Annotated in this window: 17 protein-coding genes; 9 read left to right on the plus strand and 8 right to left on the minus strand. The window is 61.4% G+C overall.

Going from position 1 to position 16727, the window contains the following annotated elements:
- Positions 1-87: 87 nt before the first annotated feature.
- The 3 genes from MFF55_RS09900 to MFF55_RS09910 all read right to left on the minus strand — a co-directional run bounded on the left by MFF55_RS09900 (position 88) and on the right by MFF55_RS09910 (position 1526).
- The gene (locus MFF55_RS09900; protein WP_238243924.1) at positions 88-288 is read right to left on the minus strand and encodes a hypothetical protein; all 201 of its coding nucleotides are present in this window, start codon (positions 286-288) and stop codon (positions 88-90) included.
- Between the two features lie 134 nt (positions 289-422).
- Positions 423-1091: a general stress protein gene (locus MFF55_RS09905; protein WP_238243925.1), complete on the minus strand. Its 669-nt coding sequence runs from the start codon at positions 1089-1091 to the stop codon at positions 423-425.
- A 48-nt stretch (positions 1092-1139) separates the two neighbouring features.
- Positions 1140-1526 carry a hypothetical protein gene (locus MFF55_RS09910; protein ID WP_238243926.1) on the minus strand — a complete coding sequence of 129 codons (387 nt, stop codon included), beginning with the start codon at positions 1524-1526 and terminating at the stop codon, positions 1140-1142.
- A gap of 761 nt (positions 1527-2287) precedes the next feature.
- On the opposite strand from MFF55_RS09910, the gene MFF55_RS09915 reads away from it, so the two are divergent.
- The 5 genes from MFF55_RS09915 to MFF55_RS09935 all read left to right on the plus strand — a co-directional run bounded on the left by MFF55_RS09915 (position 2288) and on the right by MFF55_RS09935 (position 7576).
- Positions 2288-2791, plus strand: a complete 504-nt coding sequence (locus MFF55_RS09915; RefSeq protein WP_238243927.1) for a hypothetical protein — start codon at positions 2288-2290, stop codon at positions 2789-2791.
- Positions 2792-2926: 135 nt separating this feature from the next.
- The gene (locus tag MFF55_RS09920) at positions 2927-3430 is read left to right on the plus strand and encodes a monooxygenase family protein (RefSeq protein WP_238243928.1); all 504 of its coding nucleotides are present in this window, start codon (positions 2927-2929) and stop codon (positions 3428-3430) included.
- Between the two features lie 306 nt (positions 3431-3736).
- The gene (locus tag MFF55_RS09925) at positions 3737-4012 is read left to right on the plus strand and encodes a hypothetical protein (protein WP_238243929.1); all 276 of its coding nucleotides are present in this window, start codon (positions 3737-3739) and stop codon (positions 4010-4012) included.
- A gap of 1266 nt (positions 4013-5278) precedes the next feature.
- A complete protein-coding gene (locus tag MFF55_RS09930; RefSeq protein ID WP_238243930.1) occupies positions 5279-6328 on the plus strand; it encodes a ketopantoate reductase family protein in 1050 nt (349 codons plus the stop codon).
- 207 nt (positions 6329-6535) lie between these two features.
- Positions 6536-7576: an SDR family oxidoreductase gene (locus tag MFF55_RS09935; RefSeq protein WP_238243931.1), complete on the plus strand. Its 1041-nt coding sequence runs from the start codon at positions 6536-6538 to the stop codon at positions 7574-7576.
- 49 nt (positions 7577-7625) lie between these two features.
- On the opposite strand, the gene MFF55_RS09940 is transcribed toward MFF55_RS09935, so the two are convergent.
- Both MFF55_RS09940 and MFF55_RS09945 read right to left on the minus strand, forming a co-directional pair.
- Positions 7626-8240, minus strand: a complete 615-nt coding sequence (locus MFF55_RS09940; protein ID WP_238243932.1) for a 5-formyltetrahydrofolate cyclo-ligase — start codon at positions 8238-8240, stop codon at positions 7626-7628.
- A gap of 44 nt (positions 8241-8284) precedes the next feature.
- The gene (locus MFF55_RS09945) at positions 8285-8611 is read right to left on the minus strand and encodes a hypothetical protein (RefSeq protein ID WP_238243933.1); all 327 of its coding nucleotides are present in this window, start codon (positions 8609-8611) and stop codon (positions 8285-8287) included.
- Between the two features lie 353 nt (positions 8612-8964).
- Here MFF55_RS09945 and MFF55_RS09950 point away from each other — a divergent pair, with 353 nt between their 5' ends.
- Positions 8965-10257, plus strand: a complete 1293-nt coding sequence (locus tag MFF55_RS09950; RefSeq protein WP_283206721.1) for a glycosyltransferase — start codon at positions 8965-8967, stop codon at positions 10255-10257.
- Between the two features lie 32 nt (positions 10258-10289).
- Here MFF55_RS09950 and MFF55_RS09955 read toward each other — a convergent pair whose 3' ends face one another.
- A complete protein-coding gene (locus tag MFF55_RS09955; RefSeq protein WP_306421411.1) occupies positions 10290-10562 on the minus strand; it encodes a hypothetical protein in 273 nt (90 codons plus the stop codon).
- 288 nt (positions 10563-10850) lie between these two features.
- Positions 10851-11975: an extracellular catalytic domain type 1 short-chain-length polyhydroxyalkanoate depolymerase gene (locus MFF55_RS09960; RefSeq protein ID WP_444980373.1), complete on the minus strand. Its 1125-nt coding sequence runs from the start codon at positions 11973-11975 to the stop codon at positions 10851-10853.
- Between the two features lie 312 nt (positions 11976-12287).
- Between MFF55_RS09960 and MFF55_RS09965 the strand changes: the two genes are divergently transcribed.
- The 3 genes from MFF55_RS09965 to MFF55_RS09975 all read left to right on the plus strand — a co-directional run bounded on the left by MFF55_RS09965 (position 12288) and on the right by MFF55_RS09975 (position 15576).
- Entirely contained in the window at positions 12288-12854 is a 567-nt protein-coding gene (locus MFF55_RS09965; RefSeq protein ID WP_238243935.1) for a Ros/MucR family transcriptional regulator, read from the plus strand.
- 1417 nt (positions 12855-14271) lie between these two features.
- Entirely contained in the window at positions 14272-14523 is a 252-nt protein-coding gene (locus MFF55_RS09970) for a hypothetical protein (RefSeq protein ID WP_238243936.1), read from the plus strand.
- Between the two features lie 348 nt (positions 14524-14871).
- Complete coding sequence (locus MFF55_RS09975; RefSeq protein WP_238243937.1) at positions 14872-15576, plus strand: sigma-70 family RNA polymerase sigma factor; 705 nt, start codon at positions 14872-14874, stop codon at positions 15574-15576.
- 385 nt (positions 15577-15961) lie between these two features.
- Here the strand turns inward: MFF55_RS09975 and MFF55_RS09980 are convergent, their stop codons facing one another.
- Entirely contained in the window at positions 15962-16594 is a 633-nt protein-coding gene (locus MFF55_RS09980) for a 2,3-bisphosphoglycerate-dependent phosphoglycerate mutase (protein WP_238243938.1), read from the minus strand.
- Between the last annotated feature and the right edge of the window lie 133 nt (positions 16595-16727).

The following is a 16727-nucleotide window of genomic DNA, read 5'->3' on the forward strand; positions in this document are numbered from 1 at the left end:
TACTACAATCGTGCACGCATCTACGCGAAGCTGCTGATGCGTGCACGATTGTAGTACATGATGAACAGCAGTAATGCGTGAGCAGGATCAAAAGGCGGGCGGATGATAGCGGAGGATCGGCTCTCTGGTCTCGACCGCCTGATTACCATTCTCGAAGAACGTCGGATCGAGCAGATGCTCCATATCGCCTTCCGGATGGCTGAGGACGCCGACACCACTGAGGCCGAAGCTGGGCTGCGCGAAATCGAGGCTGCGTTTGCCAGGATGCGGGTGCAGCGGATGATGCAACAGGCGCAATCGGCAGGTTGTGACTACCACCCACCACGCTGACAGCGTGCTGCTGCAAGCAGATAGCAAAAGCCCGCCACAGCATAGCTGGGCGGGCTCAAATCGTTTTAGGTTTCGGCAGCGTCCCCGACGCTTTAGGTCCCCGTCGTGTAGGAGCGAACACGGGGACGCCCCTCTACGACACCAGCTGAGGTCAACCCTGCTCCCGCTGCAGAGCCGGTCACCCTGCTGTGCTCAGTTGCAGCGGGCGAGGTCCAGCCCTCCGAGCGCCAGGATTGCGCCCGCTCATCAACATCGACGGAGCCGTGCTGCTCCAAGATATCCATAGCAGCAACGGCCCGTGTTTCATCTGCCCGTACCGTCACGAGCGTACCACCCCGCCGCACGCCCTCCGAGTAGGTGTGGGCGTCAGCCTCGTTCACGCCCGCTCCCGTCAGTCCACCAATGAGACCACCGGCAGCTGCACCGATGCCGGCTCCGGCAAGCGTCGTCACCAACCAGCCGGCTGCCACGACGGGCCCAACGCCAGGAATAGCCATCAGGCCAAGCCCGGTGAGAAGTCCGAGAGCTCCGCCTGCAACCGTGCCAAGCGAGGCACCAGTCCCTGCGCCGGTCTCAGCGCCCTCTTTAGCTTCCTTGTGGTCCCCGTCATCCCGTCCGATCAGGCTGGTGTGGCGGTCACTCTCGTTGTTGGCGACGATGCTAATGTCAGAGTGCGGGATGCCCGTTGCTTCGAGCTTTGCAACAGCGGCGCTTGCCTCTTCGTAACGATCGAACAGAGCTGTGATGGTTTGCTGAGCCATGGCGGCCTCCAATGTTCTTGTTTCTAGGTCTGTGGGAAACGCTGCCGCTTACTGAGCTGCGACGTTGCCCTTGAAGTCCACGCCGACAGTCACTGACTTGCCGTTGAGCATCGCCTTACCTTGCCAGATGCCCTTGTCGTTCTTCTTCAGCTCCTTCACCTCCTTGTAGCCCGCATCCTCAAGGCGCTTGCGGGTCTGATCTTCGGTGAAGCTGTTTGCGCCCTCTTCGAGCTTGGCACTCGATGCGGCGCCTGCGGAGGCGGGGTTGTTGGCGTCGGGACGGTCAGTGTTCGGGCGCGTCACGGCCTTCTGACCACCTGACTTCTCGCTGGTGCTGGCATCCGGTGCGGGCTGCCCAGTGACGCTGGTCTGGGCAATGGCCGAGCTGGCGGACAAGATGGCAAACACGGTGAGTGTGCTGAGTGGCAGACGCATGGAACTTCTCCCAAGTTAACGCCTGCCTCAATGCATGAGCCTGAGAGAACGTTCCTAAAGCTGCAGCCTTGTTGCTAGACAACTCTTCAGCGTGAACGCCGCTTACACACCAGGCCCTAACGCCTTCCGCCATCGCTGTCGCTCGTGGATGACGGCCCGTTCTGCCAGCCCATCCTGAACCAGAGCATCGCAGATCCTTGCCACGGTTGCGGCTCGTGTGCGCTTTGGCAGGTCAGCTCTGAGGGCGATCTGGCCGGGTGTGGCGAACTCATCCGACAGCGAGGCGAGAACGCGCTGGGCATGAGGTGACAGAAGACGAGCGCTCATGGGAGACTAATGCTACGCTTAGACCAGGGCGGCAGCCTTGTGGGCCGCGCTACTGCCACGAGCTCATTTTACCCGCAAAACGGGCGCTCAGGTCTGCAATGACATGCTAGGGGACGAGAAGGATCACCTCGCGATCATCAGGTGCCTTGAAGCGCAGGACGACCGTGTCGCCGCCATCGATCACCTCCGTGTCTACAAACTCCTTCACGGAAAGCACCACCGTCTACCCCGTGGTGTCGTCGTCTAACGCTTCGGTAGGGTCCTCAGGCATCTCGAACCTTGTCCACCAGCCGGTGCGACAGAGTTGGAAGAAACTGAAGCCGAGGATGCTGCTTTCGCATTGACGACAGCTTTCGTTGCAACTTACCCTAGTTTTCGACCGACACATTGAAGTGCGGTCTAGCTTTCGGCTGAACTCATGGAGCGCGAATTCCATGTACCAGATGTTAGCCCTCCCCACTGCCACCCTGTGTGTTGCGCTTTCCTTCGCGGCCCCTGCATACGCAATGCCCATGGGCGGAACCTACACGGGACGCGTCGATGGTCAGAACGTGCAGCCACTCGGCAGCCCTGATCACATCAAGATCGAACAAACTGCCACCGGCGTGAACACAGGTCCTGGCACGCCGCTCGATGGTGCAAAGGTCCAGTGGCGCGAGACGGTGACGTTGAAGAACGGCCAAGGCCCGGTGCAGGGGACCATCACCTTCACCACTCCCACAGGGTCGACGTCCAGCGCCTACAAGGGCACGGTCACCACCGATGCACTGGGCCGCGTCACCGCTTCAGGCACTTACCGCGACAGTGGGGCCACGGGTGAGTTCGCTGGGGTCAAAGGCCAAGGCACGTTCTCAGTCGCTTACAGCTCGAAGACCGACTTCACTGGGGAGTGGAAGGGCGAGGTGAAGCTGCCAAAGCAGAAATCATCCCAGCGCTAACTGGACCAGTCGGTTGGTAGTTGGCTTGCGAATGCTGGGAAACTGAGCGCGCTGGCGTGGTGCAAATCCCCCAATCCCCAGCGCGCTTCATTCGCGAACACCTCTCGTCGGGTCGACGCTCCTGGAGTGCTCAAGATGGCCGGTTACAGGGTCAAGGCGGAAACGCCTGACTTCTCTGCCTATCCCGATCTGGTCGTCATGATCCTGGGCATGCGCGCCAAGAGCTTTCGTGGTGCCCTCACGATCCTGAAGATCGGCCCACCGATCGACAGAGCCGGTGGGAATGGGCCTGAGGGGCTGCTCAGGTACGAGAACAACATCATCTTTCAGTTCTTCCCACTGCACGCTGGAATGCGATGGTACTGGCGCGACCTTCAATCCATGGAAACCTGGGCGAGGTCCGAGCCACATCGCGCATGGTGGGCGCGCTTCTCACGCGACACAGGCGGAACTGAGTTCTGGCACGAGACCTACCACAAGCGCGGTGGCATGCAGGCCATCTACTTCGATATGCGTGAGCCCTTCGGATTGTCTGCCTTTCTGCCGATGGTGCCGGCTCGGGGCACGATTGGCTCACGTGTGCGAGCGCAATCAGCGACAGAGTTGGCCGCACTTGCGGCGTCAGAAGCTCCAGAGTGATGAAGGGTCGGCAGATCATCACTTCATCACGCGATAGGCGCTTACTTCCCGCACAAGCATTTGCGCCCACCGCGACGGCTGCAGCCCCAGGCGCACCAGCGACGGCACACGTTGCCTATGCAGTCCTCGACCACGGTTGAAAGTGAGCGCGCGGCCTGCTGAAGCCTGAGCCGGGTAAGGCAGATCTGTGACCCCGCCCCTCCCCTTTGTCGTCGGTCCAATATTCTTCAGAGATCCTGCCTCGTTTCCTGAACAACGGTTCAGGTTGAAGCGTTGTCTTGTTGGGCGCTCTTCGAGGTCTCCTCCATGGCCTACCGCTTCCTCCTCATTGCTCTGTTGCTTGCGTCAGGAACGGCTTCCGCCCGTCCGGCGATGGCCCCCACCAAATCCACCAAGGTGGCAATTACCCCAGCACCGATTCCCGTGTGCACGCCCGTGCGCAAGAAAGCCTTCCACCCTGTGGAAGGCTGGTCGGTGAAGACGGTAACGCTCGCCTGCAAGACTGTAGCCGCTGCTGTGCGTCAACCCGGCAACAAGAGCTTCACGAGCTTGCCGTCAGACAAGGGAAGACAACCCAAATAGCCCGCCGGTTAGCGGGCCTGCCAACGCAGAGCGACTTGCCCGTTAGGCGACAGGTGCCGTCTTTGCCCGCAGCTTCAGTAGCGCATCGTCCCACACAGAACGGACACGTGCTCCTCTGACCTCCCCGCTGCGCTCTGGCACCGCCGCGCTCTCACGACTAATCGGATCAGTTCCTGATGGGATCAGCATCCCAAGGAGATTCATCCGCTCACTTTGCAATCAAGCTCTGAGCACGTTGATCGGCGTCTAAACCGCACCTGCTGACTTGCCTCACTGGTATCCTCAGCGGAGTCGTAGGATTCCGACGAGACCCGAACGGACACCCCGTTCGCGTCCGTCAGGTGCCAGCGGAAACGCGCCTGGCTCTCACCGCAAGCCTCGACGGTGACAGCAACAGGAGTGGGGTCGTCCACGGCGACGTTCCTTAGCTGCCGGTCTTCGACCCACTGAGCGTCAGGTCGAGGTAGTTCTTGGTAACCGGCTCGATCAGCGCCGCAATATCCCCGGCCGCCTTGTCTCCTCCTCAACCCCTGTCTGGAACAGGGGGCTTGGTCTGCCTTGCCGGCGCGCTCAGCGATGACGACAAGCTAGCGGTAGGCGGCGATCTGGTCGTACTGGCAGGCGTAACCTTGTAGAGGTTCTTCAGGGTCTCATCCTGAGCAGCGGCATGCACGGCCTCACCGAGCGAGGCCGCCACGCTCGTGACCGTCTCCTTGAGTGTTGACGCGCTCTCGCTGATAGCCTCCTACGCTCTCTTCAAGCGTGCGACCTGCCCCTCGTGGTCTCGACATGACGGCGTAGGACGGCGGCATATTCAGGGTAGCGCTCGAGCCTGAAGAGCTGGTGCTCCATCTGATCTAGGCCCTGCTTCTCCAGAGCGAGCGTGTTGCGCCGCGCGCCTTCGTAGATTCTGCCGATGTCCTTGCTGGTCAGGCCCGCTCTGCGCCTGGCTTACGTAGGTTGGGCGGCGAACGTGAGCCAGGTACGTGCGTTCCTGCATGATTCTGCGACGGAAAGCGACCCGCCAAGCCTGCTTCTCGAGGCATGGTTCGTTCCTTCCAACAATGTGTTCAAGTGTCCGAAGCGCAGAGTCGGACTACTCACGCGGTGGGCGCGAGATGCGAGTCTCGAGCGTAGTGTGCAGAGCGACAGTCAGCCTAGCTCCCCCTTGGTCCCGTGGGTCATGCCACACGTGGTGAGGCCGTCGGCTGCGCCCTAACTCCGAACCCGGACCGGACGCGTACGGATATTTCGGGGGAAGCAAGCGTGCCACGCAACATTCTAATTTTAGGGGCCTCGTACGGCTCCCTCCTTGCGACGAAGCTTTTGATGGCTGGTCACAATGTAACGCTTGTCTGCCGAAGAAAGACGGCCGACCTAATCAACCGTGAAGGCACCGAGGTCCGCATCAAATTTCGCGATGAATCGGATCATCGTTCAATCTATTCGCGTAAACTCCCCGGAATTTTGGACGCGACCCCACCGGAAGACGTCGATCTCACCCGGTATGAATTAGTCAGCCTTGCGATGCAGGAGCCGCAATATACCAACCACACCATTCGCATGTTGATGATCAAGATCGCAGGCGCAAAGCTGCCGTGCCTGTCGATTATGAATATGCCGCCGTTGCCATACCTGAAGCGGATCCCGGCTCTTGCCGAGATGGACTTGGCGGATGCCTATACCAATCCTGGCGTTTGGGACCGCTTTGAACCAGGGCTGATGTCACTCTGCTCGCCCGATCCACAAGCCTTTCGGCCATCAGGTGAAGCCCCGAACATTCTTCACGTCGGGCTGGCCACAAACTTCAAGGCCGCCACGTTTGCGGATGAAGCGCACAATGTCCTGCTCCGGGAGCTTGAGGCGGACATCGACGCCGTGCGGCTCGATGGACAGGACGTTCCCGTCAAGCTGAAGGTCTTCAAGTCGTTATTCGTTCCTCTCGCGAAGTGGTCGATGTTGCTGACCGGCAATTATCGTTGCATCGAGTCCGAGGGGATGCAGTCGATTCGGGATGCAGTGCACGGCGACCTGTCACGTTCGCGCGCCATCTACGAGCATGTCGATGCGATCGCCAAGCGTTTGGGCGCCGATCCTGCAGATCTGGTGCCATTCGATAAATATGCCAAAGCTGCAGAAAGCCTGCTGAATCCTTCATCGGCAGCCCGAGCGATTGCGAACGGGGCCCCCTTCATCGAGCGGGTCGACCTCTTGGTTAAGCTGATCTCGCATCAACTTGGCGCACCGAACGCAGACGTTGATCAAACGGTTCAAACCGTGGATCAGAAGCTTAATGAGCGGATCGTCGGGGCCTGATTCCGGCGATCAGTCAGGGCTGGCTGCACTTTCACTGCTCCCCTCCAAGATCGCCATACGCTGAACACCTTGCGACGTCCTGCGGGCTGGTGGACTCACGCTCTGCCCATGCCGCCGAGATCGCTCCGTTGAGCGGCCGAGGCAACGCTGACGCGGCTCGTGCGTAGCCCCTTCTGGAATTTATGCCCGACGAGGAGCGCGAGTGCGATGCAACACAAGCCGCTGAGCGAACAGGTCATCGTGATCACGGGAGCCTCGAGCGGCATCGGGCTGGCAACAGCCCGCATGGCCGCGAGACGCGGCGCCCGCCTCGTGCTGGCCGCACGGAGCGGCGACGTCCTCGCGCGAGTCGCCCATGACATCCAAGCCGCAGGCGGCCGGGCCATCCACGTCACAGCCGATGTGGGCCGACGCGAGGACGTGCGGGCCATTGCAGACAAGGCGATCGCGGCATTTGGCGGCTTCGACACCTGGGTCAACGTCGCTGGCCTGACCGTCTACGGCCCTTTGCGCGAGATCACCTATGAGGATCACGAGCGCCTCATCCAGACCAACCTCTGGGGCACAATCCACGGTTCGCTGACCGCGGCTGAGCACCTGCGGAAGCGCGGCGGTGCCGTGATCAACGTCGGCAGCGTGGCCTCGGACCTCGCCTTCCCGTTCCAGGGGCTCTACGCGACCTCGAAACATGCCGTGAAGGGCTTCACCGACACGTTGCGCATGGAGCTGATCGCCGAGGGCGCGCCGGTCTCGGTGACGCTCGTCAAGCCAGCGTCCATCGACACGCCGCTGCCGCAGCGGGCTCGCAACTACATGGACCGGGAGCCCTCGCTGCCGCCGCCGATCTACCGACCCGAGGAGGTCGCCAACGCCATCCTCCACACGGCGGTGCATCCGCAGCGGGACATCTTCGTGGGCGGCGGCGGCAAACTGTTCGTAATGGGCAAGGAGTTCGCGCCCGGTGCCTACGACGAGTTGGCACCGGCCATCATCGCCCTGCAGAAGCGCGCCGAGCCACCAAGAGAGCCCGAGGGCGCCCTGCACACGCCCAGGAACGCAGGGCAGGTCCGGGGTGACCCACCGATCTACGTCATGCGGACCAGCGCCTACACGCGCGCGACGCTGCACCCGCTGGCCACCGCATTGGGGTTTGTGGGCATCGTGGCGGCGGCCGCGTTCACGATGGGTCGCAACACCCGCGAGCGACGACGCGATGAAGAGCGCCTCGCCGCTGCCCGCATGCAGTAGTCATGGGTCCCGGCGGCCCTGACGGAGAACTGCTCTGATCAGCCCTTCGTCATTGTTCCGTGATGATGCGTTCGAGAGCGATGTCATGGGGCTGGGGGTGGATCGTCTCCAGGCGCCCCAGCTTGAAACCAACCCCGATGGTGCGCGGCTTTGCCGGCATGGCTGCGATGGTGCGGTCGTAAAAGCCACCTCCGTAGCCGAGCCGGTAGCCCTGCGCGTCAAAGCCGACGAAGGGGACAACGAGCAGGTCAGGCATCACCGCCTGACCGCTCTCAGGCATGGGCACATTCCATACGCCCTGGGTCATGAGGCTGCCGGGCTGCCACTCCCGAAAGACCAAAGGCTGCCCGCGCTCGACGATCACCGGCAAGGCCAGGCGCGTTCCCCGATCCCGCAGGTTCGCCATGACCTCACGTGGATCGTACTCGCCCCTGAAGGGCCAATAGACGCCGATGATCGTTGCGTTGCTGGAGTCCAGCGCCTCCAGGAGTGCACGACTGATGTTGTCGCTCCAGGCTGCGCGGTCTGAGGCGGAGATACCGGTCCGCACCTGGATCAGCCCTGCTCGCGTCTGTTTGCGCCACTCACGCACGGCTGCCCAATCGGCATCGGGTGGGAGCGCGGCGGGGCTGCTCGCTGACTGCATCGTCTTCTCACTCGCCATCTCATCAACCTCGGGCACGGAGCCGTGTTGCGAGCATTGCTCGGCTACTGACCACCAAACGCCCGCAGAGGGTGACCCGCCTCTGAACGATGAACCATCTGCGCGATCCCCAAATCTTCATCGAGGGCTGCCAAGCGGGGGCCTACCGCAGAGTGGAGGGACATCTCGGTGCGGTCCAGCGTCAGGTTGATCCGCTCACACCACTCCGCCTGCGACGCGCCGGCCGCCTGTGCTTCCCTGACAGCTTCGGTGATGATCTCTCGCATCTCACCGATCAGACCAGGGGTCAGCGGAGGGCGCGTCTTTTCCGCGTAGGCCTCCGCGATGATGGCTCCCAACTCGTCCGCTGATCGGCTCGATTGCGCGCTCATCGGTGCTACCTTGATGTGAGAACCATAACGCAGCCAAGCTACAAGTCGGACTCGTTGATCAATGTCCTCCTAATCGGAGCGATTGACAATCTGTAGCTTGGAGGAAGCGATCGTGCCGTGGCCTCAGAACCTTCGCTCGGATCACCAAGTTTCGGGTTCAACACAGACCACCTCACAGGCGCTTCATCTCTGCAACCCAGAGGGGGAAGATCAGAAGCGAACGAGGCGACAAGAGGATTTCACCTCCGACGGCCGAAATAGGATGGCGGCTTGATTGCGGCAGCAATCCATCAAACCGAGCGAGGCTCATCCTCCTCTTACCCTGGGGCTGAGACATACGTGAGTAGAGGCGGATGCGGATTGTCATCCTAAGCTATGGGTCGCGTGGCGATGTCCAGCCGCAAGTCGCCCTGGCGGTAGGCTTACGTGACGTAGGTCACGATGTGGTTCTCGCAGCGCCCGAGAACCTCCAAGCGTTTGTTGAGGCGGCTGGCGTGACCTACGCCAAGCTGCCTGGCGACAGCCTTGCCATCCTGCAGTCCGAGAGAGGTCAGCTCTGGCTGAGTTCGGGCAACGTTCGCGCCTTCTTCAGAGAGGTTGCCGAGATCTCCCTGGAAGTGACACCAAGGATCTACCAGAGCGCGCTGGAGATCTGCGAGGGTGCTGACGCCATCGTCGGCGGGACGTTCTGCGAGGACATCGCCGTCACGCTCGCCGAGTATTACCGGGTGCGTGCCTGCTTGCTGTACACCTGCCCTCAGGAACCAACTCGATGCTTCCCTAACATCCTCGTGACACGAACGCGCCTACCATTCGAGTTCCTGAACCTACTGACCTACAAGCTGGTAGCTCGCCTCGGGTGGCGGATCATCGAGCCCTCGCTTACCCCCTTCCGCGCCAGCCTGTCACTGCCGCCCTGGTCGAGTTCCGTCCTCTCACGGTCCCGATCCACCGGCATTCTCGCCATTCAGATGTGGAGCGAGGTGCTCGTCCCGCATGCGGGTGATCTACCACCCAATGTGATCACCTCAGGCATTGTGCGCTTGCCGAAGGCAGTACGATCGAGCTTAGGTGAGGGAGCGCCAGCTCACCTTCTGGACTGGCTTCCTCGCGGGCCGAAGCCGGTCTACCTCGGCTTTGGCAGCATGCCGATCAGGAACCCGAGCGCGTTCACGCAGATGGCGCTGACCGTGGCTGACGAGCTGGTCATTCGTGTTGTCATCTCTGGCGGCTGGGCAGGTCTGGGAGCTGCCCACCACCAGATCACAGATCGGGCCTGCTTCATCCAGAGTAGCGACCATTCTTGGTTGCTGCCGCACTGTGCTGCGGCCGTCCATCATGGTGGCGCAGGAACCACGGCAGCCAGTCTTGATGCAGGTATTCCGTCTCTGATCTGCTCCGTGTTTGCGGATCAGCCCTTCTGGGGACATCGCGTGGAGCAGCTGGGCATCGGCGCCCACATTCCCTTTGCCAAGCTTGATGCCAAACGATTGAAAGAGGGGCTGCGCCGAGTGATGGCCGAGCCGATCCAAGCCAGGGCTGCAGCGCTTGTGGCCCAGGTTCGTGCAGAGGATGGCAACCGCGTGGCTCTGGACGCTCTCAAACACTGGCTGGAGGCGCCTGCTACGCTGCCAAGGTTGCCGTAGTAGCGGAGTGTGAGGGTGAGTTATGATGGTGGTCAGCGAGCGAGCCACATGGCTAGACCAAAAAAGGCTGGGAAGGCGATCAACACGCCAATTGACGCCGGCACGAGCCACTTCGACCTCTCATGCACGTTGGCGGCTTTCTGCACGCGCTCTGATGCAGCCTCGTTGGTACGGGCGAGCTTCACGTCCTGCGGTGTGGGCGGCGTGCCGCCAGTCTCCTCGCAGGTGCCAAGGGGGGCTGCGCCGACATCGCCATGGGGGATCTTGTCGCCCGTGCGTCCGCTGTCGATGTCTGCCTTCAGCATCGCTGATGTGGGCTGGTCTGAGTCGGGTGGCTGACCGAAGTCGAGGTGGGCAGGTGTCGGCGGTGTCTCGGATCGAAGCGACATGTGAAAGCCCTGGACCATGAGGTGGGGCAACGCATGTGCACTGTGGTTGGCGGCTGACAGCGATGTCGCGGGTTGCAGGACAGAGAAGCTCAGCTACCAGCTGAACCATCGGCACCAAGGTCAAATGCCTCAGCTCTGCACGCCACCCTTTGCCTCTGATCTGAGGTGATAAGGCTGACCTCTGGGGGTCCTGAGCCATCGCGATCAGCGGCTCAGCCCCCAGGAGCTTGCGATTGAGGTGGCCGCGCACACGCCCACGTCCTCGAAGCTTCTCCCAAGCCGACCACATCCTGAGCCGGGGCTAACGGGGAGCGCATGGCCCAATCCCGCCACCTCGTTCGTCTCGACCCTGACCCGGCCCTGCGCATCCTGGTACGTCCGGTGCCGGTGTGTCGGTGGCGACCCGAGCAGGCTCTCCTCGTCGCTGGTCTGGTCAACACCGTGCGCGGCAGTCCACTGCTTCATCAACTCCGCAAGGTTTGCCGGATCGACCCTTCCATCCTGATCCCCTTGCCAGAGTGAGACCCTTGGCCAAACGGCAGGGCGCCTTCCCCCAGCCTCGGCCAGGCGTTCACGCCACTCTTCCGGTGTTCGCGAAGCGACGGTCAGCCGGCCGGGGAAGCCATCAGGCGTGATCCCACACCGGACCGTCGCCCAGGCACCCTCGCCGTACCAGAGGTCCGTCCAGTACCGCTGCCAAGCCAAGGCGATGCTGCCGCTTGTACTGGCGCAGCCATAGGGCAGGCCCGCGATGATCGCACCGGCCTGAAACACCTCTGGATAGGCAGCGAGCATCACGGCCGTCATCCCACCGCCCGCAGACAGACCCGTGACGAAGATGCGTCCGGGATCGATGCCGTGGCTTGCCTTCATCTCCTCGATCATCGCCCGGATCGAAGCCGCTTCACCTCGATCCCGCCGATTGTGACCGCTCGAGAAGAACCGGAAGCAGCGGTCGCGGTGGTTTGCTTCCTGCTGCTCAGGGAGGAGCAGAGCAAACTGCAACGCATCAGCGCTTGCGGTCCAACCGCTCTCGTCGTCGAAGCTCTCGGCGCTTTGCTTGCACCCGTGCAGGGCCACGACGAGCGGCGCGCCCGCGGGCAAGCTATCGGGCACGTACTTGTACATGCGCAAGTGGCCGGGGTTCGCTCGCGGGCTGGTAGCCTGGACCGTCTCGGCAGCGTGCGCTGCTGACACCACACAGCCGGTCAAGGCACACGTAGCCAGCAATCGCATGACTTGGTTCGTGCACTGCGAGGCCCGACTGAGCAGGCACAGGCGCAAGCCCCAAGCTAACATCGATCTGGCTGATCCTGCTTGAGTGCCCATGCGTGTGGGTCAACCTGAACAGCGGCAGCAAGATCTACCATGTACCCGCTGCCAAGCTCAAACCTTCTCGTCTCAGGATCAGCCACGCAGCTGTTATTCGCCGACCGAGGTCGTCGAAGATTGGATTAGCATGACGGTGTTCGCCTACCTTCTATCGCACCTTGTCGCGGAGCTCATGGATCGACTTACAGCGGTGTTGCTGTTTAGATTCTGGTGAATAGCGCTGCTCTCCACGGCAAAAAGTTCGCCACAAGCTTGCATTGATGTAGGTTTTCATAGATTGCAGCCTCACGAATCACGAAGAGGCGCTCCATGTCAGACAACGTAGAAGCTCAATCCATCGATCAGGCAGGCCAAACCAATCCCGTTGAACTAACGGCCGAGATTGTTTGCGCATTCGTGTCCAACAACTCGGTTCCGGCCTCTGGCTTGGCAGATTTGCTCCAGTCCGTGCATCAGGCTGTGGTTGGCCTGGGCCAACCCTCCGCTACTGCTCAGAACGAAGTGGCGAAGGCCACGCCAGCCCAGATCAAGAAGTCGATCACCGACGAAGGCCTGATCAGCTTTGAGGATGGCAAGGCCTACAAGACGCTCAAGCGTCATCTCACGATCCGCGGCCTGACGCCGGAAACCTACCGGGCCAAGTATGGCCTGCCTGCTGATTACCCGATGACGTCGGCCGCCTACTCGGCGCAGCGGTCTGCTCTTGCGCGCACTCTGGGACTTGGGCAGCAGCGGCGGAACGCTCAACCGAAGGCGGCGGAGGTTGCCGAGACCATCGAGGGAGCGCCTAAGGCACGTCGCGGTCGACCAGCCTCCGCATCAACGTCGAAGGCACGTGGCGGCAAGAAGGCCGAAGTCGCGGTTGCCGCTGAGTGAGGCAAGCAACGCCAAGCTGATCAGGAAGCATACGAGCAGTCGAGCTTAACGGCTCGGCTGCTCATTTTTGTTCAGGATAGACCTGTTACATTGATGGGTCTTTTGACTTACCGAGTGCAGGTGCGCGACATCACAGGGTGATATGCCCCTGACTCCTAGTCTGGTTACGACTGCTCGCGCCACCTTACCAAGCGGTGATATGTATGCATCTGCTTTTCACCCTCAGCTTCTAAGATCTCGAGAGACCGATAGCGAAGCCTCGCATCGCTATCACGCAGGATGCATCGGCCGCTGAGCACTACCGCAGGTGACGGCATCGCACGTGGGCTAGAGAGCGGGACGAACGAAGCCGCAGCATCTCAGCGACCTGTCATGCTCTGCCGCTGCATCTCCATCATAGATCCGCGCTGTGGCTCATCCTGCCGAGCGGCTGCACGACCTCTCGTCGGGTGCCACCTGCCTCAGCTACGCAAAGGTATGATGTTCCCGCATCCCTTTGTCCTCGATATCCGGCCCGTTCCGTACCTTCCGGGGCGCTTTACCTACTCGATCAGGCAACCAGGCGCACCCAGGGTGCACTCCCTTCATACCTTCAGCAGCTTCGATGAGGCGCGCAAAGCTGGCAAGGCGGCCCTTCATCAGATGATTGCGCAGTGGACCAAGCTCCAGATTGAGCCAGCCAGCCCGAGCTTTTGGTGAGCTCAGAGCAATCTAGGTTGAATTACGCAGCCCTTGTCAGCGTCGACGGGACAGCGGAAACCTCGCTCGTAGTGACGGCCAAAGGACCGCCCCAGCTGCAGGCCGCTGATATGTTGTCGCGAGCCGAGGCTGCAACGAAGGACGTCGGGCAACTTCTAATGCGCCAAGCAGGTCGTCGCTACGGTCCTGCAAGCGTAGCGTTATAAACCCCGCAAACCGGTTTTGTAGACGTCCAGTCTGGTAGAACTGCTTTACTGGACTAGAGCACTGACGAGCGAGAGAACGCTGACGAGAGCTACGCAGGCACTGAACTGCACAGCACGGATGCCTACAGAGGAGAGGCGGAGATTGTCGTTGGCTGCGCGGGGGCGTGAACGCAGCAGGTAACGGTCAAGATTGGGCTCAGGCAGCTCAACCCACAGTTCCTCAGCTTGGCGCGCCCTGGCGGTGTACATGCAGCGTTTCCACGTTTGTCTGACGAAGACGGCCGATGCTTGTTGTTCAAGCTTGAGCGGAGCCGTTCTGCAGCATCTCTGTTGCGGCGCATTAAGCAGGTTCTTCAGCGCCTGTCCATGCAAAATAAAGCGCGGCAGTTTGTCAGCAGGCACTATCGTGCACTGAGCGGGGGCCTCAGCTCGATATCAGCCCTACGCATGCGTCTGACGTATGGCTGGCATTTGGCATCTGGTATGCCAATCAGCGTCGTGCGGTGCCATAAATGCTGCAACGCAACCAACCCCGCGAGATGCCTGCCATGATCACCCTGCTTCTCACCCTCGCTGCTGCTGGTGCTGCCAACGTTGCACTGGTTGCCTTCTTGGCTGACCGTGTGGGCTCGAAGGCCGGCACTGCCGTGTCCGCTGGCGAGTTCGTCGCCCTTGCTCCGACTGCTCCCGCTGCGAGCAAGGTGAGCGCCGTCAAGGTTGGCAACCAGAACGTTCCCGCCGGCGCTTTGAAGCGCGCCGCCTGATCTGCTGATCATACCTTACGAACTGAGCCCGCCCGGCCCACGCCGCGGCGGGTTTTTGCTGTTCCGGTACGGTCGAGCGCAGCTATCCGAAGCGGTAACTCTACATATGAACTGCAACGTGAGTGCCCCAGAGAACGATCCCGCTTACGCCCAAGGTTAGATGTTCACTGTATAGTCAGAGTGGCTGGTCTACCAAGGCTCTCGGGCTGCGGATGCGGCATGATCCTGCTGCTACGCAGTGTGACACGCTGGGGGCAGCGCCTCCCGTGCAGCTACAAGCTCGACCGTAGGGTTGTGTCTCAACACGACAGCACAGCCTGCTCTGCGGAAGGTTAGGGATAGAGGGACATGCTGGTAGCAGGTGGACTTGGTTCGCCGCAGACGGACCTACCGAATGCAACGGAGTGGGGCACGCTACCTGCGGCGGTACGCGACCATCTCGGTGTGCAACTGCAGGCTGCCTACGGCGTGCTGAGCCAGGCTGAGCTGCCGCAACGTCTGCTCGACCTGATCGCGCAACTCGACAGCGCACTGGGCTTGCAGAGCCGGGCGGATGCGGAAGCCTTCCGCCAGGGCCTGACTGGGGCTCTTCCAGGTCTGCGGGCCTTTGCGCTGTCGCTCGTCGCCAACGAGGCACGTGCGGACGATCTAGTTCAGAACACGGTGCTGAAGGCGTGGGCGGCGCAGGATCGCTTCGCGCCGGGCACGAACCTGATGGCGTGGCTGTGCACAATCATGCGCAACGAGTTCTACAGCGAGTGCCGTAAGCGCAAGCGCGAGGTCGAGGATGCGGATGGCATCTACGCCGGTACGCTGGTTGCTCTGACAGACCAGGAGCATGGGGTGGAGTTGCAGCAGGTCTGGGCAGTACTTGGCAAGCTGCCGCCGTTGATGCGCGAGGCTTTGCTGCTGGTGGGAGCACAGGGCCTGACCTACGAGGCGGCGGCCCAGGTGATGGGCTGCCAGGTTGGCACAGCCAAGAGCCGGGTGAGCCGTGCGCGAGCGTTGCTGGCGGAATCACTGGGTGTGCCAAGCCGCCGGATGTCAAGGTAAGGCAGGCGGGGCCGTCAGCCCGTCAGGGCCCACGCAGTTCCATATGCACGGCTGCGCCATGCATCTCGGTCGCTCTCAGCCAGCGAGAGCTGGATGCGCAGCGCCCTGATCTGGGCCTGGAGCTCTCCTGCATCGATGGCTAGCTCGACGCACGGGGCCTGCGCCTCGGCGAGCTCTCGCTCAGAGAAAGCCACTTCCGCTGCAATCCCCTGAAGTATTAACCCAAAGAAATTGGAACCGCGACGCTCATATTGTCCAGAATGGACTCACGTGGACTGCGAGGCTGACCAGGTTTATATAGGCTCAGACATTTATATTTGCTCTACGCTTCGCATTGCCACCGTCGTGAGGATCTTCTGTTTTCTCCAATGTGACTGGTGGAGGGTTAATCAGCAAGTACAGAGACCTTGCTGCTCATGCCACCGGACGCGCCGAAGGTGTAGATCAGGATCTCGCTTGTGGCGATGTTGCGAGTGATGATCGCCTCAGGGCTCAGTTCTTCCAAGTGCATGACAAGGGAGCGCAAGGAATTGCCGTGGGCAACAATCAAGACCTGCTGCTCCGCCTGGAGGCGCCAAGCGATCTGGCGCTCGTAAAAGGGAACCGTCCTCGCTGCAGTCATGGCAAGACTCTCACCACCGGGTGGAACTGCCTCGTAGGTTTTGCGCCAGAGGTGGACCTGCTCCGGGCTCCACTGGGTGCAGGCTTCAGCCTTGTTCAAGCCCGATAACTCGCCGTAGTGCCGTTCATTCAACGCCTCGTCCACCTCAACCGGCAGGTCCGCCAGCGCCAGTTCCTCGAGAATGATTGCCAGCGTACGCTGGGCACGCCTCAGTTTGCTGGTGAACGCGAGCTCGAAGCGAAGACCAAGCTCTTTCAGCCTGCGTCCTGCTGCCTTTGCTTCTGCAACGCCGCGATCCGTCAGATCTGGATTGCGAAATCCGGAGAACAGGTTCTGCTCGTTGTCGCTGCTTTGTCCATGCCGCACGAGTACAAGCGTTCTACTCCCTGGTACCATGGCGTCCCCTTTGAAGGTCCAACCGCTCAGCCAGCGTCCGCAGCAGAGCCGCGTTGGCGTACGGAATCGGCGTTCCGTGGCGATCCCTCACTGTGGTAGATCAAGCCTCTGTGAGACCAAGCGTGTCGCAGGC

The sequence above is a fragment of the Methylobacterium iners genome (assembly GCF_022179305.1).
GTDB lineage: Bacteria > Pseudomonadota > Alphaproteobacteria > Rhizobiales > Beijerinckiaceae > Methylobacterium > Methylobacterium iners.